Below are 17,901 nucleotides of genomic sequence, written 5' to 3' on the forward strand. Positions count from 1 at the left end.
CTGCTACCCTTGTCGCATGAACGATCCACTCGAAGCGCACTCCCCCCAAGCTCTCGCCATTACCCCGATGTCGCGACGTTTCCGCGGCTATCTGCCAGTGGTCGTGGACGTGGAAACCGGTGGCTTCGACTGGAACCGACACGCGCTTCTGGAAATCGCGGTGATCCCGCTCGAAATGGACGCGGCCGGCATGCTGTCCCCCGGCACCACCGCCAGCGCACACGTGGTGCCGGCCCCTGGCACCGTCATCGATCCCAAATCGCTGGAAATCACCGGCATCGTCCTGGATCACCCGTTTCGCTTCGCCAAGCCCGAACGCGAGGCACTGGAACACGTCTTCGCACCCGTGCGGGCGGCGGTGAAGAAATACGGCTGCCAACGCGCGATCCTGGTCGGACACAACGCGCATTTCGACCTGAATTTTCTCAACGCGACCGTGGCGCGCTGCGGCCACAAGCGCAACCCGTTCCACCCCTTCAGCGTGTTCGACACCGTGACCCTGGCCGGCATCGCCTACGGGCAGACTGTCCTGGCACGCGCGGTGCAGGCCGCCGGCTTCGAGTGGAACGCCGCCGACGCCCACAGCGCGGTGTACGACACCGAACAGACCGCGCGGCTATTCTGCAAGATCGCCAATGCCTGGCCCGCCGCGCAGAGCGGAGCGCCCGCGTGAACCCAGTGCCAGGCCGGCACCAGCGCTTCTACAGATAAAACCGGCGGCGTACTCCCGCCGCCGCGCAGCTTTTTACTGCTTGGCCCCGCAATGCAAACTACAGCAGCCCGCACGCAGCACAGCGGCACTCAGCCCATGCGCTGGCGCACCGCCTCGAACAGGGTGACACCGGCCGCCACCGACACGTTGAGGCTCTCGATCTCCCCGGGCATCGGAATCCGGACCAAACCGTCGCAATGCTCGCGGGTCAGCCGACGCAGACCGTCCGATTCCCCGCCCAGCACCAACGCCACATTGCCACGCAGATCCTGCGCGTACAGCGAGGTCTCGGCCTCGCCGGCCAGACCATAGATCCAGACCCCCTGCTTCTGCAGCTCGCGCAGGCAGCGCGCCAGGTTGGTTACCGCCACAATCGGCAGGCGGTCAGCGGCACCAGCGGACGTCTTGCGCACGGTGGCATTGACTGGGGCGGATTTGTCCTTTGGGATCACCACCGCCGTGACGCCCGCCGCCGCCGCGCTGCGCAGGCAGGCGCCGAGGTTGTGCGGATCCTGCACCCCATCCAGTACCAACAGCAGAGCACGCCCTTGCGCAGCGGCTACCAAGCCCTCCAGCTCGTTCTCGGCCCAGGTGCGCGCCGCCGCATAACGCGCCGCCACACCCTGGTGGCGCACCGCACCGCCGACACCGTCCAGCGCCTGGGTATTCACCCGCCGCACCTCGATGCCCTTGCGCCGCGCGTTCTCCTCAATCTCCTGCAGTCGCGGATTCTTGCTGCCGGCTTCGACCAGCACTTCGCGCACGTTGTCGGCATCGTTCTCAATCGACGAAGCCACGGCGTTGACGCCGACGATCCACTGGTTCTGCTTGCTCATGCCACCGGACTACACGAAAGGAAAGCGCGCATGGTAGGCGCTGCGGGCGCTCGCGTCACATGCTCGACCGCGCGACATGATCGGCGGTGTGCACGAACGCCTGCGCGCCGTCGCGGCCATCCTGGACGATCGGCCAGCGGCGGCGCCGCACAGCCATCACCACGATGCGCGTGCCGCCCCATGCGCCATCAGTACTTCTTTTTCTTGCGCTTGGCCGGCTGTCCGCGCGCGGGCGGCGGTGGCAGGTCTTCGTGCGAGGAGCTGCCCTCCTCGACCAGGCGGAAATCGATCTTGCGCTCTTCCATGCTGGCCTTCAGCACCAGGATGCGCACCCGGTCGCCAAGCCGGAATTGGCGGCCGCGACGCTCGCCGGTCAAGGTCTTGCGGCTGGCGTCGAACTGATAATAGTCCTGCGGCAACTGGGTCACGTGGATCAGGCCGTTGACCTTGGACTGGTCCAGTTCGACGAACAAACCGAAGCTGGTGACACCACTGACCACGCCATCGAACTGGCCGCCAACGTGCTTCTCCATCCACGCCGCGCGGTAGCGCTCGTCGACTTCGCGCTCGGCCTCGTCGGCACGGCGTTCGCGCTCGGAGCATTGCAAGGCCAACGCCGCCATCGCGCGCGGCGCATACAGATACTTGTCCGGCGCGCCACGGGTCAGCGCATACTTGATCGCACGATGCACCAGCAAATCCGGATAGCGACGGATCGGCGAGGTGAAGTGCGCATACGCTTCCAGCGCCAGACCGAAATGGCCGGCGTTGTCCGGCGAATACACCGCCATGCTCTGGCTGCGCAGCAAGACCGATTCCAACAGCGCCGCATCCGGGCGCTCGCGCACCTTTTTCAGCAGCTTGGTGAAGTCGCCTGGCACCACTTTGGCCCATGCCGGCAGGCTCAGCTTGAACTCCTTGAGGAACTCCAGCAGATCGGCGTACTTGGACTCGGGTGGACGCTCGTGCACGCGGAACGGCGCCGGAATCCGCGCATCCAACAGACAACGGGCTGCCGCCACGTTGGCGGCGATCATGCATTCTTCGATCAACTTGTGCGCGTCGTTGCGCATCAGCATCCCGGCCTGGGTGACCTCGCCGGTGTTGTCGAGGACAAAACGCACTTCCGAGGACTCGAACTCAATCGCGCCACGGCGCGCACGCGCCTTGGCCAACACCTGATAGAGCTGGTGCAGACGCTCCAAGTGCGGCAGCACCGCCGCCAACTCGCTGCGCACCTGCGCATCGCGCTCGCCCACCGCCTGCCACACCTGGTCATAGGTGAGCCGCGCATGCGAATTCATCACCGCCTCGTAGAAGCGCGCGCCGGCGACCTCGCCCTGACGATCAATCTGCATATCGCAGACAAAGCACATGCGGTCCACTTTCGGATTCAACGAGCAGATGCCGTTGGACAGCGTCTCCGGCAACATCGGCACCACGAACCCGGGAAAGTACACCGAGGTCGCACGCTTGACCGCTTCGGTATCCAGCGGCGTGCCCGGACGCACGTAGTGGGAGACATCGGCAATCGCCACCACCAAGCGGAAACCCTCCGCGTTGGACTCGCAGAACACCGCGTCGTCGAAGTCCTTGGCGTCGGCGCCATCGATGGTCACCAAGGGCGTGTGGCGCAGATCCACCCGGCCCTGGATCGCCTCCGGCGCCACCGTCAACGGCACCGCCGCTGCCTCGTCCAGCACCTCCTGCGGGAAGGCGTAGGGCAGCTCGTGACCATGGATTGCCGCTTCCACCAGCAGCGACGGGGTCAACTTGTCGCCCAGCACCGCGATGATCTTGCCGATCGGCGGACGTCGCGCATCCGGCGTGGAGGTGAGTTCGCACACCACCAGTTGGCCGTCGCGCGCCTCGCCGATGGCATCGTGGGGAATCTGCACGTTGCGCTGGATACGCTTGTCGTCCGGCACCACGTAGGCGATACCCGCCTCCAGGCTGAAACGGCCAATCAAGCGGCTCAGGCCGCGTTCGAGCACGCGCGCGATGCTGCCTTCGCGACGGCCACGGCGGTCGATGCCGGTGACGTTGGCAAGGGCGCGGTCGCCATGCAACACCTTGCGCATCTCGTAAGGCGGCAGGAACAGGTCGTCGCCGCCCTCGTCCGGACGCAGGAAGCCGAAGCCATCCGGATTGGCGATCACCACACCCGCAATCAGGTTGGTCTGCTGCAACGGCGCGTAGCCGCCACGACGGTTCTGCACCACCTGCGCCTCGCGCAGCATCGCCCCCAGGCGCTTGCTCAGCGCCTCCATGCGCGAAGGCTCGGTCAAGCCGAGCTGGGCGGCCAATTCCTGCAGCGTCTGCGGACCATCGCAACGATGCAGCAACTGCAAGATCGCCTCGCGGCTGGCGATCGGCTCAGCGTAACGTTCTGCCTCACGCGCGGCGTGTGGATCGTGGAGCGGCGTCGCAGCGGCGGAGGGGGCCGCTGCGGGCGACTCAGGGTGCAGGGGCTGCAACGGTGGTTTGGGGCCACGGCGCAGGAAACTGGGCATCCAGGCGGGCAGGCGCGATGGCTTCGGCGTGGTGGCGGGAGCGTGTTTGCTAGCGGGTGCGTCGTTGGACGCAGACTTGCCGGACTTGCCGGACTTACTTTTGCGAGTTGTCATCCGCTCATGGTACTCGCATGGCGGGCACCACCAACGCAACCGCAACCCCGCAATGCGCACATCGGCAGAGCCCAGAAACGACGAAGCCCGCGTCGCGGGCCGGTCACGGCGAGAGTTCAGCGCTCTCGCGATCTTGCTTGTGGTGCCCAGGAGAGGACTCGAACCTCCACGGTTTTACCCGCTAGTACCTGAAACTAGTGCGTCTACCAATTCCGCCACCTGGGCGCTGAAGGCCGCGCATTCTGCGGTGCGGCACCGTACTTGTCAACGCGCCTGACGCCGGCACACGCCACAGACAAACGCATCGGCCGCGTGCGCACTGAAACCCGCGCTGCACTGTCGCAACAGCGCCTGCGTAAGCCTCTGCCCAGGCACGGCTCATCGAGTGGCACCTGCCTTGAGCGGAAAACCGCGTTTTGCATGCCACTCGAACATCGCGCGACGAACACAACCTAACCTCGAACACAGTGTGACGGCACCGGGAAATCGCGTTTTTGCCGGTTGACTCGATCCGACAAAACGCTAGCGTGCAATGCACGATCCGTCGCCCTCCCCCATGCTCCGGAGCTTGCATCCCATGAAACCTCTCCACCTTTCCCTGCTCGCCGTGGCCTTGTTCGCCAGTGCAACGGTGGCTTCCGCTCACGCGCCACTGGATTCGCTTGCCGACATCGAACATGCCCTGGACAGCGGCAACTCGGTCGCCGTGGCGATCGATCTGAGTCAGTGCACGCCCACGTCCGGTGGCGCCACGCCGAGCCAGATCCATGGCGGCCTGCGTATCGGTTCTTACCGCGTGACGCCCGACGGCACCCTGTCTTTCGCAGACGATCACATGACCGTTGGGCGCGACGGCAAGCCGATCCAGCAGTTCCTGCGTTACCAAATACATCCGGACAACAGCATCGACTTCACCATGTTCATCTTTGCCCTGCCCAGCTACGAGCAAACCGGCCAGACGCTGGGCTACCGCTGCGCGATCAACCAGGGCCTGCGTTTCAACGCCAGCCACTGACCAGCCGCTGTGGCGACGGCGCGAGCTGCCGCCGTCGCCACAGCGCTTGACAGTCCCTTGCGCCACACAGACAATTGTCGTTCTGAGTTGCCCAGGTGGCGGAATTGGTAGACGCACTAGTTTCAGGTACTAGCGGGTAAAACCGTGGAGGTTCGAGTCCTCTCCTGGGCACCACGACCGAAAGGTCACGTTGGATCAAACAAACCCGCTGCGGCGGGTTTTTTGTTGGCACCACCGCGCGAACCATCTTGCTCAAGGCGGCGATGGGCGAAACGGACCGATCTCCACGCGGACGCCATCCACCCACATCGCCACCACATAGGCACGGTAGCCAGGGTTGCGACGCTCGGCCGCAGATGCGGCCAAGTAGGCATTGGCAGCATGTACCAACACTTGCAAAGACGGCTTGAATTGCGCAATCGGCTTGAGTTTCAGATCGTATTTGGTCACGCGACGCCCTCCATTGTGCATACGCGAACAACACGCTGCGCGGCCGTAGGCCACCTGACAGCAGTAATGCAACGAAAATACGACATCTCCACTCCTGAGGCATCCGTGTCGTGCGTGCCAACGCGCATCGGCGCGTCCGCACCACAGAAGTATTGAATTACCGAACACCTAGAGTCAAGCGTGACTGTACGACAAGTTGGCGGATGCTCCATATCTTGGTAAGCCCGTCGTCTCTGCAAGGCCCACCGCGATGAAAAGCTTCGGCGACCGGTTGCGCGAAGCCAGAAAAGCTGCGGGGCTCACTCAGGAGCAACTGGGGTTCTCCCTGGGCGTTACCAAGTCGTCGATTTCGGCCTGGGAAAACGACCGTGAGACACCCAGCTTCCGGCTACTGCCGATGCTGCGCGTGGTGCTGAAGCGCTCACTCGACGACCTGATCTGCGGGCATGCCTCCAGCGTGCGGCTGCAGGAAGCGTCCCCCGATTACACCCTGCAAGCGCGCGATCAGCACGAGCAAGCCTTGTTGACCCGTTACCGCAATATGCCGGCCCGCCGTCGCGAGGCAGTGCTGGAGCTGCTCAAACCCGACAAAGGCTGAGAGTCGCCACCAACGACGGCATCGCCGCCTGACGGACGCGCAGAACGTTCGCAATCCTCAGGCAGCACCTTGTACGCAGCACTTGCTGTGCGTTGCGCCCGCCCGACAACGACGGGCGAGGTTTGATTGGTCACGATGAGCCGACACACGCGCCATGCCGCACGCGCCGACGTATGCTCAGCCGCCGACGCCGACCGCGCGCAAGGCATCACCCCAAATGCGATAACCATCCTCGCTGGGATGGGTGCTGTCGGGCATCAGCGCCGCCGGCAAGCTGCCATCGGGCTGTAGAAAACGTGTACCGATGTCGAGCCAGCGCACCTGCCGATCGTGGTCGAAGCGCGCGGCCAGCAGACGGTTGGTCGCCAGGATCGGCGCACGCAGCGGCCCATCGGCGGCAAAGCCGCGCGGCAGGATCGCCATCAGAACAATCTTGCTGTGCGGCAGTCGGCGACGCACCTCGGCCACCACTGCGGCAACACCGTCGGCGGTTTCCTGCGGCGTGTTGGTGCGCGCATGATCGGTGCCGGCGAGGTTGTTGGTGCCGATATTGATGACCACCCAACGCGGTGCCAGCCCATCCAATTCGCCCTGACGCAGACGCCACAGCACGTTCTGAGTGCGGTCCCAGCCAAATCCCAGGTTCAGCACCCGCGCGCTGCCGAAGGTTCGCTGCCAGGCTTGCGCGCCGTTGACCCGGGTCGCCAGCGGCGGCCCGCCCCAGAAATGGGTGATCGAATCGCCCAGCAACACGATTTGCGGCTGCAACGGCCGGCCCTGCGCAAGCGCGGCATGATGGCGCGCGTACCAGTCGTAGGAATCCTGCTCCAACCACGGCACCGGGATCAGCGCGGTATTGACCTCGCTCATCGCCGCCAGTGGGACCTGCGGCGGTGCGTCGAGCAGGCGCGCCAGGGTCGGCTCGATGGCTTCGGCCAGACGTTGTTGTGCCTGTGGCGTGGACGCGGACGGCGCATCGCCCGGCAGTGCCGCGACGACATCCAGATAGGTCACGCGCGGATGTTCACCATAGTGCACGGCCAGCATGCGATTGACTGCATCCACGCGCGCACGCGCCTGCGCCGACCCGCTGCCGGGCAGCACGCCAAGCAACAGAATGCGCGTCTTCGGCAGACGTTGCTCCAGCGTCGCCACCAGCGCATCGATTCCGAGCACGGTGTCCTCGGCGCTGCGCATGTCGTGATCCTCCGCTGCGGTCCGCAGCAACAGCATCGCCACCTTGGGCTGGATACCGTCGAGTTCACCGTGTTGTAAGCGCCACATCACATGCTCGGTCGCATCGCCGTCCACGCCCAGATCGAGCGCACCGCGCACCCCGTAAAAGGTCTGCCAGGCCGATGTGGCCACCGCATCCGGCCCGCTGCTGCGGAAGATGGCGTCGCCGATCAACAGCAGCGGAGTCTGCGCATGCGCACGCACCTGCGCAAGAATCTGCTGGTGGCGCTGCATCCATCCAGCCGCGTCCGCGCGCTCGGTCGGCGTGGCCGCAGCGACGATGGACGCTTGCGATATGCCGGCGCTGGCAGCGATGACAACCGCCAGCGAGAGCACGTATGCGCAGGCACGCCACGGCCGGACATGTTCGAAACGACACCACAAGGCGCGCAGAAAACGCTGCATATCCGAACCTGCCGACGTTTGCGAAGGGAGCCGCATTCTGTTGCATCGCGCGCAGCAACGGCAAGCGCAAGAGGGCGACTGGACACGTCAGCGTGCCGACCAGCGATGCACCACCTCCAGCCAAGCATGGCGCCACGCCAGGGCGGCGTCATCGCCACGCAGCAGAGCACGCACCGCAGCGGGGACCGCCGCTCAATGACCTCCGGCCGCCGCCGCTCCACCGCCGCCGCCAAACGGCGGCTTGGCCAGCCACACCAGGAAGATGATCGCCAAGAACCCCCAGCCCAGCAGATAGCAGATGTCGTTGAACCCCATCTGCGATGCTTGGTGATTGATGCTGTTGTTGAGAAGCGCCGCGCCGTTTTGCAGACTGCCGCCGCCCATCGCCTGTATCCGTTCCTGCGTGCTGGGCGAATACGCGAAGATATGCTCGGTCAGATGCGCATGGTGCAATTGGGTGCGCTTGGCCCACAGGTAGGTGGTCAACGAGGCGGCGAAGCTACCGCCCAAGGTCCGCAGGAACGTCGCCAGACCGGAGCCGGCCGCGATCTCGCGCCCGTCCAGATCCGACAGCAGGATCTGCAACATCGGCATGAAGAACAGCGCCACCCCGATCCCCATCAACAACTGGATACCGGCCACGTTTTCGAAGCTGATTTGCAGATTGAAATCCGAACGCATGAAGCTGGTGATCGCCATGACGATGAAGGCGATGCTGGCAAGCAGGCGCAGATCAAAACGCGGTGCGTACTTGCCGACGAACGGCGTCATGATTACCGGCAAGATGCCAATCGGCGCGGTGGCAAGGCCGGCCCAGATCGCGGTGTAGCCCATATCGCGCTGCAGCCACTGCGGAATCAGCAGGGACACGGCAAAAAATCCCGCATAGGCCACGATCAGCGCCATGGTGCCACTGCGAAAATTCCGGTGACGGAACAGACGCAGGTTGACGATCGGGTCGCTATCGGTGAATTCCCAGATCACGAACGTGGCCAACGCCACCACCGAAATCGCCGTGAGCACGACGATCTTGGTCGAGTTGAACCAGTCCTCGTCGTTGCCCAGATCCAGCACCACCTGCAGACATCCCACACCAATGATCAAAGTGATCAGGCCGACGTAGTCCATGCGCGGACGCTCGGTCGGTTCGGGCCTGTCGCGCAACTGCGCGCCGACCACACTGGCAGCGATGATGCCCAGCGGCACGTTGATGAAGAAAATCCACTGCCAACTATAGTTGTCGGTGATCCAGCCACCGAGAATCGGCCCCGCGATGGGCGCCACGACGGTGATCATCGACAACAGCGCCAGCGCATGCCCGCGCTTCTCGCGCGGATACACCGAAACCAGCAGGCTCTGGGTGATCGGATACATCGGACCGCAGACGAAGCCCTGCAACGCACGCGACACCACCAGCATGCCCATGCTCTGAGCCAGACCGCACAGCAACGAGGCCATGGTGAAGGCCAAGGTGGCCCACACGAACAACTTGGTCTCGCCGAAGCGACGACTGAGGAAGCCGGTCAACGGCAGTGCAATGGCGTTGCTCACCGCGAACGAAGTGATGACCCAGGTCGCTTGTTGCGAACTGGCGCCGAGATTACCGGCGATGGTCGGCAAGGACACATTGGCGATGGTGGTGTCGAGCACCTGCATGAACGAGGCCAGCGCCAAACCGAATGTGCACAACGCCACGCTGGCCGGACGAAATCCGGCGACTGGTGCGCCTGGCATGCCGGGCGCGGCAGGAGCAACAGCTTGGTTGGACATGGCAGGCTCAATTCGCCTTGGCGACGGCGGGCAGGTTGGCTTGGATGATCTGCGCGACTGCCGCGTCGGCTTGCTGCAACTGCTGCGCATAGACATCGGTGCCCAACAGCGGGCCGGAGGCCGGCTTGATCGGCAGCACATTGCCGTTTTGCTGGTGCATGTCGACCTCGGTCTTCATCGATAGACCGATGCGCAATGGATGCTCCGCCAGTTGCTTGGCATCGATGGCGATGCGCACCGGCACGCGCTGCACGATCTTGATCCAATTGCCGCTGGCATTTTGCGACGGCAGCAACGAGAACGCACTGCCGGTGCCGATGCCCAGGCTTTGCACCGTGCCATGGTAGACCACCCCACTGCCGTACACATCCGACTCCATGTCCACCGGCTGGCCCAGACGCATGTGCTTGAGCTGGGTTTCCTTGAAATTGGCATCCACCCAGACCTGATTCAACGGCACCACCGCCATCAATGTGGTACCAGGCTGCACGCGCTGACCGACCTGCACCGAACGCCGCGCCACGTAGCCGGAAACCGGCGCCAGGATGGCGGTGCGGGCGTTGTTGAGAAAGGCCTGACGCATCTGCGCGGCAGCGGCCTGCACTTCGGGTTGCCGATCCACGCCAGCGGCGTCGATCAGCACGCTGCTGCGCGCCAAGGTTTCGCGCGAACCGCTGACAGCCGCTTCAGCGGCGGCCAACTGGTCGCGGGCATGCGCCAGCTCTTCGGCGGAGATCGCACCGTTGGCCACCAGGCCGGCGCGGCGGGCCACATCGGCACGGGCGCGCTGCAAAATCACCTGCTGCGCGGACAGTTCGGCCTGTGCGCCGTCGACCGAGCGGTACAAGCCACGCACCTGACGCACGGTGCGCGCCAGATTGGCCTGCGCCTGCTGCAACGCCACCTCGGTTTCGGCAGGATCGAGCTTCACCAGTAGCTGACCGCGCTCCACGCGCATGCCATCGTCAGCGTCGATCCGCACCACGGTACCGCCTACCATCGGCGTGATCTGCACCAGATTGCCCTGCACGTAGGCATCGTCGGTTTGCTCGTACCAGCGACCAATGCAGAAATACCAGATTGCGAAGGCGATCAGCGCCAGCACCACGACGACGGCCAAGCCGCGCAGCAGCTTGCCGCGCCGGCTGGAGGCGGCAACGGAGGAAGCGGGAGTGGATGTCTGATTCATTGCAGCGATCTCAAGAATGCGAAGAAGCGGTAGAAGACGTGGGTGCGTCGGCAGCGGAAGTGGCTTCGTCACCACCGCCCAGCGCCTGATTCAGGCGCACCGAAACCAGGATTTGGTTTGTCTGTAGCAAGGCCAGACGCTGCTGCGCCTCGAACAATTGCTGCTGGACGCTGAGCACGTCCAGATAGTTGCCGATGCCAGCGTGGTAGCGCTGCTGGGCCAGATCGAAAGCGGCTTGCGCGGTGTCCACTGCCTGCGTCTGCTGCTGGGCCTGCTGCGCGAGCGAGCGCGCCGCACTGACCTGATCGGCCACTTCGCGCAGTGCTGCCACCAACGCCTGGTTGTAATTGGCCACGGCCAAGTCGTACTGGGCATCGCGTTCGGCAAGCCGGCTGCGCAGTCGGCCGCTATCGAACAACGGCAGGCTCAACCCTGGGCTGAGAATGCCCAACACCGACCCGCTCTTGAAGAAATCGCCAGGGTTGCTCGAGACCAGGCCGCCCAGAAAGGTGAGGTTGATGCTGGGGTAGAACTGCGTCTTGGCCGCATGAATCCCCTGCGCGGCAGCCTCGACTCGCCAACGCGCGGCGACCACGTCGGGACGGCGGCCGAGCAGGTCGCTCGGCAGCACCGACGGCAGCGACACCGCCTGTGGGTCGAGCAAGCGCGGGCGCTGGATCTGCAACCCGCGATCAGGACCACGCCCAAGCAAGGCCGCCAGCGCGATTCGTGCTTCGTCGATCTGCTGCTGCGCCGCCTGCTGCTGCTGGCGCGCCAAGGGCACGCGCGCCTCGGCCTGGCGCAGTTGCAAGCTGCTGTCGATCCCGGCATCGCGACGCTGCCGCACCAGTTTCAGGCTGTGATCGGCACGCGCCAGTTCCGCGCCGGCAAGATCGTACAAGCGCCAGGCGTAACCGAGTTGCACATAGGCGCGGGCGACAGCAGCGGATAGATCCAGACGCGCGGCCTGCGCATCGACCTGTGCGGCATGCGCCTGATCCACCGCCGCCTCCCACGCTGCACGTTTACCGCCCCACACGTCGACGCCATAGCTGAAATCCAGCAGCGCATGCTCGTCGTGGAGGTATTGGCCGCCGATCTTGTCGCCGACCAGATTCTTGGGCAATTGCAGCCCGGTGTAACCGGTCGACAGCGACAATTTAGCGCCACGATCGGCATCGGCGGCACCGGCCTGCGCCTGCGCCAGGCGCACGCGCGCGTCTGCGGCTTCCAAGCTCGGCGTGCCCTGCAAGGCTTCGGCAATGAGCGCGTCGAGTTGCCCATCACCCAACGCCTTCCACCAATCCTGCTGCGGCCACGGCGCAGGCGTCAGGACGTCGTCACGCAAGGTGTGATCCAGATGCAACTGGCGATCGGCATCGAGCCGATGGCCGTGCGGCTCCAGGCCACGACTGCTGGCGCATGCGGCCAGCGCCAGGGTCAGTGCAGCGACCACCAGCGGACGCAGACGAGGAAACGTGGTGGATGGCTTCATGAGGGTATTCATCAGGAATTGAGAGAATCGCGAACGCGGATCAACAGCGAAGTGAGGTGCTCACGCTCCTCAGCGGAAAGATCGCTCAGAGCGATGGCGATGACCTCGTCGCCACGCAGCCTGAGTTGCTCCCACATGGCGCGGCCCTCGTCATTGAGGACGATACGCAAGGCACGCCGGTCATGCGCGTGCGCTTCGCGGCTTACCCATCCCAGTTCCTCGAACTTGTCCAGCAGACGGGTGACCGCACTGGGGTTCTGGTCGATCGCCTGAGCCAGGGCGTTGGCACTGCACGGCGACATCTGCGCCAGAGCCTTCATGCCGATGTAATGGCTGGCGCCTAAACCGAGCTGCAACTCGGCCATCCCAGCATCCAAACGCCGCATCAGAGCGTCGCGCACCTGCCGCAGGAGCAGGCCGAACGCGGGAGGGTCTGGGGAGGAGAAGGTGCTCATCAGGTCAATTATTTTCATCTAAAAATATTTGTCAAGCGAATATTTTAAAATGAAATTAAGCGTTCCATGCAGGCAGGCCATGCGCCCGCCACGAGAGCCTTCGCTGGACACCTGAGCAGACGCCATGCCTGCCTCGCCACGCTTCATGGATCGTCCACGGCCAGCCACGCGGCACGCACGGCTCGGCATTCCCTGCCGCATCCGGGATCACCGACCCGTTGCTCTGCGGCCTTCTTCGCCGCCTTCGCCTATGTCCGGTCATCAATAACCGTAGGACTGAATCACCGTAGGACTGAATCCGCGCAAGGGAAGACCTTGCGCCCAACATCAGCGCCTAGATCACCCGTGACCTCGGCGTTTCACGGACGATGCACCTGCCCAGGGCCGCCCAGCACCGCCGCTCCACGCATCGATCCGGCTCGCAGCCGCGTCAATACCCACCTTTGTCGCGACGTCGCGGCCACTCTGAGGCCCTGCACCGACACGCGCTCTGGCCATCAAAGACCCGCGGCAACCGCACGCGCGGCTTGGCATTAACTGCCACATCCGGATAATCGATCAGTTGCTGTGCGGCGTCCCTCGCCGCCTTCGCCTAGAGGTGTTTCCTGCGCATGACCGATCTCGCCCGCCCCGCCTTCCATGGTTTCGAGCAGCTACCGCTGCGCGAATACGCCGAACGCGCCTACCTCGACTACTCCATGTACGTGGTGCTGGACCGCGCCCTGCCGTTCCTCGGCGATGGCCTGAAGCCCGTGCAGCGGCGCATCGTCTATGCGATGAGCGAGTTGGGCCTGAACGCGGCGGCCAAGCCGAAGAAGTCCGCACGTACCGTCGGCGACGTGATCGGCAAGTACCACCCGCACGGCGACAGCGCCTGCTACGAGGCATTGGTGCTGATGGCGCAGCCGTTCTCCTACCGCTATCCGCTGATCGAAGGCCAGGGCAACTTCGGCTCCACCGACGATCCGAAATCGTTCGCGGCGATGCGCTATACCGAATCCAAGCTGACCCCCATCGCCGAAGTGCTGCTCGGCGAGCTCGGCCAGGGCACGGTGGACTGGTCGCCGAACTTCGACGGCACCCTGGACGAACCGACCTGGATGCCGGCACGGCTGCCGCACCTGTTGCTCAACGGCACCACCGGCATCGCCGTGGGCATGGCCACCGACGTGCCGCCGCACAACCTCAACGAGATCGTCAGCGCGCTGATCCGCCTGCTCGACGACCCCGACGCCAGCATTGCCGAGCTGTGCGAACACGTGCGCGGCCCGGACTATCCGAGCACCGCAGAAATCATCACCCCGGTCGCCGACTTGCACGCGATGTACGCCACCGGACACGGCAGCGTGCGCGCCCGCGCCACCTACCAAAAAGAAAACACCAACATCGTGGTGACCGCGCTGCCCTACCAGGTCTCCCCGTCCAAGGTGATCGAGCAGATCGCGCAGCAAATGCGCGCCAAGAAGCTGCCGTGGCTGGAGGACATCCGCGACGAGTCCGACCACGCCAATCCGGTGCGCGTGGTGCTGGTGCCGCGTTCCAACCGGGTCGACGCCGACCAACTGATGGGCCACCTGTTCGCCACCACCGATCTGGAACGCAGCTACCGCATCAACCTCAACGTGATCGGCCTGGATGGCCGCCCGCAGGTCAAGAACCTCAAGACCCTGCTGGAAGAATGGCTGCGTTTCCGCAGCGATACCGTGGTGCGCCGGCTCAACCACCGCCTGGAGAAAGTGGAACGGCGCCTGCACCTGCTGGAAGGTCTGCTGGTCGCATTCCTCAACCTGGACGAAGTGATCCGCATCATCCGCAGCGAAGACGAGCCGAAACCGGCGTTGATCGCGCGCTTCGCGCTCAGCGAGGAACAGACCGACTACATCCTGGAAACCCGCCTGCGCCAGCTCGCGCGGCTGGAAGAGATGAAGATCCGTGGCGAGCAGGACGCTCTGGCCAAGGAACGCGAACAATTGCAAGCGTTACTGGCCAGCAAGACAAAACTGAAAAAGCTGATCAAGGACGAACTGATCGCCGACGCCAAGAAGTTCGGCGATGCGCGACGCTCGCCGCTGGTGCGGCGCGAAGCGGCGCAGGCCATCGACGAGACCGAACTGGTGCCGAGCGAACCGATGACCATCGTGATGTCGGAGAAAGGCTGGATCCGCGCGGCCAAGGGCCACGACGTGGACCCGGCCGCCCTCGCCTACCGCGACGGCGACAGCCTGCTGGCGGCGGTGCGCGGTCGCAGCACCCAGCAGGTGGCGTTTGTGGATTCGGAAGGCCGCGCCTATTCGACCCTCGTGCATACCCTGCCCTCGGCGCGCGGCAATGGCGAACCGTTGACCGGGCGCTTCTCGCCCGCGGCCGGCGTGGCATTCCAGGCGCTGGCGACGGGCGAAAACGATACCCGCGTGGTGTTAGCGTCTTCGCACGGCTACGGCTTCATCACCCGCTTTGAAAACCTGACCAGCCGCAACAAGGCCGGCAAGGCCATGCTCAACCTGACTCCCAACGCCAAGGTGCTGTCCCCGGCCACGGTGAGCAATGCCGAGACCGACCGCATCGTCGCGGTCACCAGCGCCGGCCATCTGCTGGCCTTCCCGGTCGCCGAGCTACCCGAGCTGGACAAGGGTAAAGGCAACAAGATCATCGACATCCCCAAGGCCAAGCTCGGCACCGAGCGAGTCGTGGCAATCGCGGCGGTGACGCCGGGTAACACCCTGCTGGTGAAGAGCGGCCAGCGCACCATGTCGCTGTCGTTCAAAGACTTGGATGCCTACCTGGGCGCGCGCGCCAGCCGTGGTGGCCTGTTGCCGCGTGGCTGGCAGAAGGTGGACGACCTCGCGGTGGAGTAAGTCGGAAAGCAGGAACGCGCGAGCGCATACAGCGCTCGGCACAGTCCAGCCACCTGGGTAATCGCCGCCCGCACGCGGGCGGCACCGCGCTCGGCAGTCGGTCAGGCGTTCTTGGCGCGCGCGTCGATCTGCGCAGTCTGGTACAGCGCCAGGCCCAGACGTTTGATCAGCCCCAGTTGCTGCTCCAGCCACCAGGCATGGTCTTCTTCGGTGTCGCGCAGTTGTGCCAACAGCACGTCGCGACTGACGTAGTCGCCATGTTGTTCGCATAATTTCATGGCCGCAGCCAGATTCGCGCGCACTTCGTATTCGACCTTCAAGTCCTTTTCCAGCATCTCCTCAACCGTGCGACCGGGCTCGAACGCGAGCGCACGCATGTCCGGATCTCCCTCCAGGAACAGGATGCGCCGCAGTATTGCATCGGCATGCTCGGTCTCCTCTTCCATCTCGTGATTGATCCGCTCGTACAGCGCCAGCAGGCCCTGATCTTCATAGCGCCGTGAGTGAATGAAATACTGGTCGCGCGCGGCCAATTCACCACGCAGCAACTCCTTGAGGCATTGGACGACGTCGGGATGTCCCTTCATAGGTGGGCTCTGTGTTGTCGATTGAAGCTGTCATAGTGCCCGAGACGACGCTGTCACGTTCCAATCGGAATCATTCACATCCAGATTCCACGCCCGCCTGCGCGCCATCGCATCCATACGTGATAAGGCGCACAGCCTGCGTCAACCACCATGCAAGCACGACACGCGCAGCGTCTAGACTCGACAGACGCACCACACGCTGACATTAAGCTCACCGGTACGACAATGACGCCTTACCACCATGCCGATACCGTGGCGCACACCGACAACCCCACCTCTCCTACCCCACGTGGAGTCCGAACCCAATGAAGCATCGCCCCCTGCTCGCACTGCTACTACCACTGGCGACGGCCCTGGCGTCCACCGCCCACGCTGCGCCGTCCCAAGCCAAGACCGCTACTGCTGCGAGTACTGCGAGTACTAGTACTGCTACTACCGATTGCAGCGTGCGCGCGGAACCCGGCAACGACCTGCAGGCCATGATCGACAGCCTCCCTAACGATGGCAAACCGGCGACGCTCTGCCTGAGCGCCGGCGACTTTCACTTGAACAAATTGCTGTCGATCCAGCGCAACGGCCTGCGCCTGCGTGGTCAGGGCGATAAGACCGTGCTACGCATGCGCGATGGCGTGCAACAACCAACCATCGTGCTCGGCGACTATCAGCACGAACGCCCGCTACGGCCGATCAGCGACGTGCAGATCAGCCAATTGCAGATCGTCGGCGGCGATGCCCAGAAGGAATTCATGCCCGAACTGCCGTACCTGAGCAACAGCTTGGTGGTGGTGCGCAGCGGACAGAACATCCAACTCACCCATCTGCGGGTAAACAAATGCCGCAGCGCCTGCCTGCTCAGCGAATACGACAGCCACGACCTGCTGATCGCCCACAACGACATCTCCGGCGCGACCTGGGACGGGGTATCGTTCAACCGCAGCGCCAAGATCAAACTGTTCGACAACACGATTCATGACAATGTCGCCGCCGGCATCACCACCGAGCACCTGGAAGACAGCGAGATCCAAAATAACCGCCTGGAGCGCAATGGCAGCCAAGGCCTATACCTGTCCGATTCACGCGGCAACCTGTTTACCGGCAACCAGTTCATCGATAACAAGGGCGCGGGCCTATACCTGACCTGTTCGATCCGCCAGCGCACGCCGGAGATCCTGTGCTGGGACAACAGCATGAGCCAGAACAACACCTTCGAGCACAACATCTTCCGCGGCAATCCGTTCACCTACATGGTCGGCGTGAACAGCGCGGCCAACTGCAAAGGCAGCGATTTCCAACCGAATCTGTGGCGCGATAACGAGGGCACAGCCTCCGGCGTGGACATCCTGCCTGATCGCTACGGGTACTGCGTGCGGTTCAAATAACCGCATGCGGGAAGCAAGACCGAATCACTGGCATGGTTTGGTCTTGACTGAAGAACCAGCCCACTGAGAGCACGGCCAAACACCTCGGCTTCTCCAAGTCGCCGTGACTCAGTGGCAAGGCTGTAGAAAACATCAGCTCACAGGCAATGCCTGAGCTTAGATGGCCGCGCATTTGCGCCACGCGCGCTGCGACATCAGCAGCAACATTCTCCGCATTCGCACTTCCGGCTTGATACGCCACCAATCCGAACCCGATCGGCATTGTCTGCACAATCGCCGGTTCGAATGGCTG

General features: G+C 64.1%; 14 protein-coding genes and 2 tRNA genes. 6 read left to right on the top strand and 10 right to left on the bottom strand.

Annotation, left to right across the window (positions count from 1 at the left end; all coding sequences use genetic code 11):
- The first annotated feature begins 16 nt into the window (after positions 1-16).
- Positions 17-673: a ribonuclease T gene (gene rnt / locus XALGPE39_RS08930; RefSeq protein ID WP_045727883.1), complete on the top strand. Its 657-nt coding sequence runs from the start codon at positions 17-19 to the stop codon at positions 671-673.
- Positions 674-801: 128 nt separating this feature from the next.
- Here rnt and rlmB read toward each other — a convergent pair whose 3' ends face one another.
- The 3 genes from rlmB to XALGPE39_RS08945 form a co-directional block, all read right to left on the bottom strand.
- Positions 802-1,548, bottom strand: coding sequence for a 23S rRNA (guanosine(2251)-2'-O)-methyltransferase RlmB (gene rlmB, locus XALGPE39_RS08935; protein WP_045727884.1), 747 nt, complete (start codon positions 1,546-1,548; stop codon positions 802-804).
- Positions 1,549-1,736: 188 nt separating this feature from the next.
- A complete protein-coding gene (gene rnr / locus XALGPE39_RS08940; RefSeq protein WP_082061866.1) occupies positions 1,737-4,175 on the bottom strand; it encodes a ribonuclease R in 2,439 nt (812 codons plus the stop codon).
- A 140-nt stretch (positions 4,176-4,315) separates the two neighbouring features.
- Positions 4,316-4,400, bottom strand: a tRNA-Leu gene (locus XALGPE39_RS08945).
- Between the two features lie 352 nt (positions 4,401-4,752).
- On the opposite strand from XALGPE39_RS08945, the gene XALGPE39_RS08950 reads away from it, so the two are divergent.
- Both XALGPE39_RS08950 and XALGPE39_RS08955 read left to right on the top strand, forming a co-directional pair.
- The gene (locus XALGPE39_RS08950; RefSeq protein WP_082061867.1) at positions 4,753-5,190 is read left to right on the top strand and encodes a VirK family protein; all 438 of its coding nucleotides are present in this window, start codon (positions 4,753-4,755) and stop codon (positions 5,188-5,190) included.
- Positions 5,191-5,279: 89 nt separating this feature from the next.
- Positions 5,280-5,364, top strand: a tRNA-Leu gene (locus tag XALGPE39_RS08955).
- A 78-nt stretch (positions 5,365-5,442) separates the two neighbouring features.
- On the opposite strand, the gene XALGPE39_RS08960 is transcribed toward XALGPE39_RS08955, so the two are convergent.
- Positions 5,443-5,640, bottom strand: coding sequence for a hypothetical protein (locus XALGPE39_RS08960; protein WP_152624863.1), 198 nt, complete (start codon positions 5,638-5,640; stop codon positions 5,443-5,445).
- Between the two features lie 250 nt (positions 5,641-5,890).
- Here XALGPE39_RS08960 and XALGPE39_RS08965 point away from each other — a divergent pair, with 250 nt between their 5' ends.
- On the top strand, positions 5,891-6,238 hold the full coding sequence (locus XALGPE39_RS08965) for a helix-turn-helix transcriptional regulator (protein WP_045727888.1): 348 nt from the start codon (positions 5,891-5,893) through the stop codon (positions 6,236-6,238).
- 177 nt (positions 6,239-6,415) lie between these two features.
- Here the strand turns inward: XALGPE39_RS08965 and XALGPE39_RS08970 are convergent, their stop codons facing one another.
- From XALGPE39_RS08970 to XALGPE39_RS08990, 5 genes are all read right to left on the bottom strand, one after another.
- Positions 6,416-7,879, bottom strand: a complete 1,464-nt coding sequence (locus XALGPE39_RS08970; protein WP_082061868.1) for a GDSL-type esterase/lipase family protein — start codon at positions 7,877-7,879, stop codon at positions 6,416-6,418.
- Positions 7,880-8,071: 192 nt separating this feature from the next.
- Positions 8,072-9,649 carry a DHA2 family efflux MFS transporter permease subunit gene (locus tag XALGPE39_RS08975; protein ID WP_045727889.1) on the bottom strand — a complete coding sequence of 526 codons (1,578 nt, stop codon included), beginning with the start codon at positions 9,647-9,649 and terminating at the stop codon, positions 8,072-8,074.
- A 7-nt stretch (positions 9,650-9,656) separates the two neighbouring features.
- On the bottom strand, positions 9,657-10,838 hold the full coding sequence (locus XALGPE39_RS08980) for an efflux RND transporter periplasmic adaptor subunit (protein ID WP_045727890.1): 1,182 nt from the start codon (positions 10,836-10,838) through the stop codon (positions 9,657-9,659).
- A gap of 10 nt (positions 10,839-10,848) precedes the next feature.
- Positions 10,849-12,345 carry an efflux transporter outer membrane subunit gene (locus XALGPE39_RS08985; protein WP_045727891.1) on the bottom strand — a complete coding sequence of 499 codons (1,497 nt, stop codon included), beginning with the start codon at positions 12,343-12,345 and terminating at the stop codon, positions 10,849-10,851.
- On the bottom strand, positions 12,345-12,788 hold the full coding sequence (locus XALGPE39_RS08990) for a MarR family transcriptional regulator (protein WP_045729085.1): 444 nt from the start codon (positions 12,786-12,788) through the stop codon (positions 12,345-12,347). Before XALGPE39_RS08990 ends, XALGPE39_RS08985 begins: the two co-directional genes overlap by 1 nt.
- A 611-nt stretch (positions 12,789-13,399) precedes the next feature.
- On the opposite strand from XALGPE39_RS08990, the gene parC reads away from it, so the two are divergent.
- Positions 13,400-15,643: a DNA topoisomerase IV subunit A gene (gene parC, locus XALGPE39_RS08995; RefSeq protein ID WP_045727892.1), complete on the top strand. Its 2,244-nt coding sequence runs from the start codon at positions 13,400-13,402 to the stop codon at positions 15,641-15,643.
- 101 nt (positions 15,644-15,744) lie between these two features.
- Here the strand turns inward: parC and bfr are convergent, their stop codons facing one another.
- Positions 15,745-16,230, bottom strand: a complete 486-nt coding sequence (gene bfr / locus XALGPE39_RS09000) for a bacterioferritin (RefSeq protein ID WP_045727893.1) — start codon at positions 16,228-16,230, stop codon at positions 15,745-15,747.
- 305 nt (positions 16,231-16,535) lie between these two features.
- Between bfr and XALGPE39_RS09005 the strand changes: the two genes are divergently transcribed.
- Positions 16,536-17,609, top strand: coding sequence for a right-handed parallel beta-helix repeat-containing protein (locus XALGPE39_RS09005; RefSeq protein WP_045727894.1), 1,074 nt, complete (start codon positions 16,536-16,538; stop codon positions 17,607-17,609).
- Positions 17,610-17,901 lie beyond the last annotated feature (292 nt).

The organism is Xanthomonas sp. GPE 39, assembly GCF_000963005.1.
GTDB lineage: Bacteria > Pseudomonadota > Gammaproteobacteria > Xanthomonadales > Xanthomonadaceae > Xanthomonas_A.

What these genes read in the sequence shown, in the direction of transcription:
- rnt (WP_045727883.1), top strand. Translation starts at nt 17, where the DNA reads ATGAACGATCCACTCGAAGCGCACTCCCCCCAAGCTCTCGCCATTACC.
- rlmB (WP_045727884.1), bottom strand. Translation starts at nt 1,548, where the DNA reads ATGAGCAAGCAGAACCAGTGGATCGTCGGCGTCAACGCCGTGGCTTCG.
- rnr (WP_082061866.1), bottom strand. Translation starts at nt 4,175, where the DNA reads ATGACAACTCGCAAAAGTAAGTCCGGCAAGTCCGGCAAGTCTGCGTCC.
- XALGPE39_RS08950 (WP_082061867.1), top strand. Translation starts at nt 4,753, where the DNA reads ATGAAACCTCTCCACCTTTCCCTGCTCGCCGTGGCCTTGTTCGCCAGT.
- XALGPE39_RS08965 (WP_045727888.1), top strand. Translation starts at nt 5,891, where the DNA reads ATGAAAAGCTTCGGCGACCGGTTGCGCGAAGCCAGAAAAGCTGCGGGG.
- XALGPE39_RS08970 (WP_082061868.1), bottom strand. Translation starts at nt 7,879, where the DNA reads ATGCAGCGTTTTCTGCGCGCCTTGTGGTGTCGTTTCGAACATGTCCGG.
- XALGPE39_RS08975 (WP_045727889.1), bottom strand. Translation starts at nt 9,649, where the DNA reads ATGTCCAACCAAGCTGTTGCTCCTGCCGCGCCCGGCATGCCAGGCGCA.
- XALGPE39_RS08980 (WP_045727890.1), bottom strand. Translation starts at nt 10,838, where the DNA reads ATGAATCAGACATCCACTCCCGCTTCCTCCGTTGCCGCCTCCAGCCGG.
- XALGPE39_RS08985 (WP_045727891.1), bottom strand. Translation starts at nt 12,345, where the DNA reads ATGAATACCCTCATGAAGCCATCCACCACGTTTCCTCGTCTGCGTCCG.
- XALGPE39_RS08990 (WP_045729085.1), bottom strand. Translation starts at nt 12,788, where the DNA reads ATGAGCACCTTCTCCTCCCCAGACCCTCCCGCGTTCGGCCTGCTCCTG.
- parC (WP_045727892.1), top strand. Translation starts at nt 13,400, where the DNA reads ATGACCGATCTCGCCCGCCCCGCCTTCCATGGTTTCGAGCAGCTACCG.
- bfr (WP_045727893.1), bottom strand. Translation starts at nt 16,230, where the DNA reads ATGAAGGGACATCCCGACGTCGTCCAATGCCTCAAGGAGTTGCTGCGT.
- XALGPE39_RS09005 (WP_045727894.1), top strand. Translation starts at nt 16,536, where the DNA reads ATGAAGCATCGCCCCCTGCTCGCACTGCTACTACCACTGGCGACGGCC.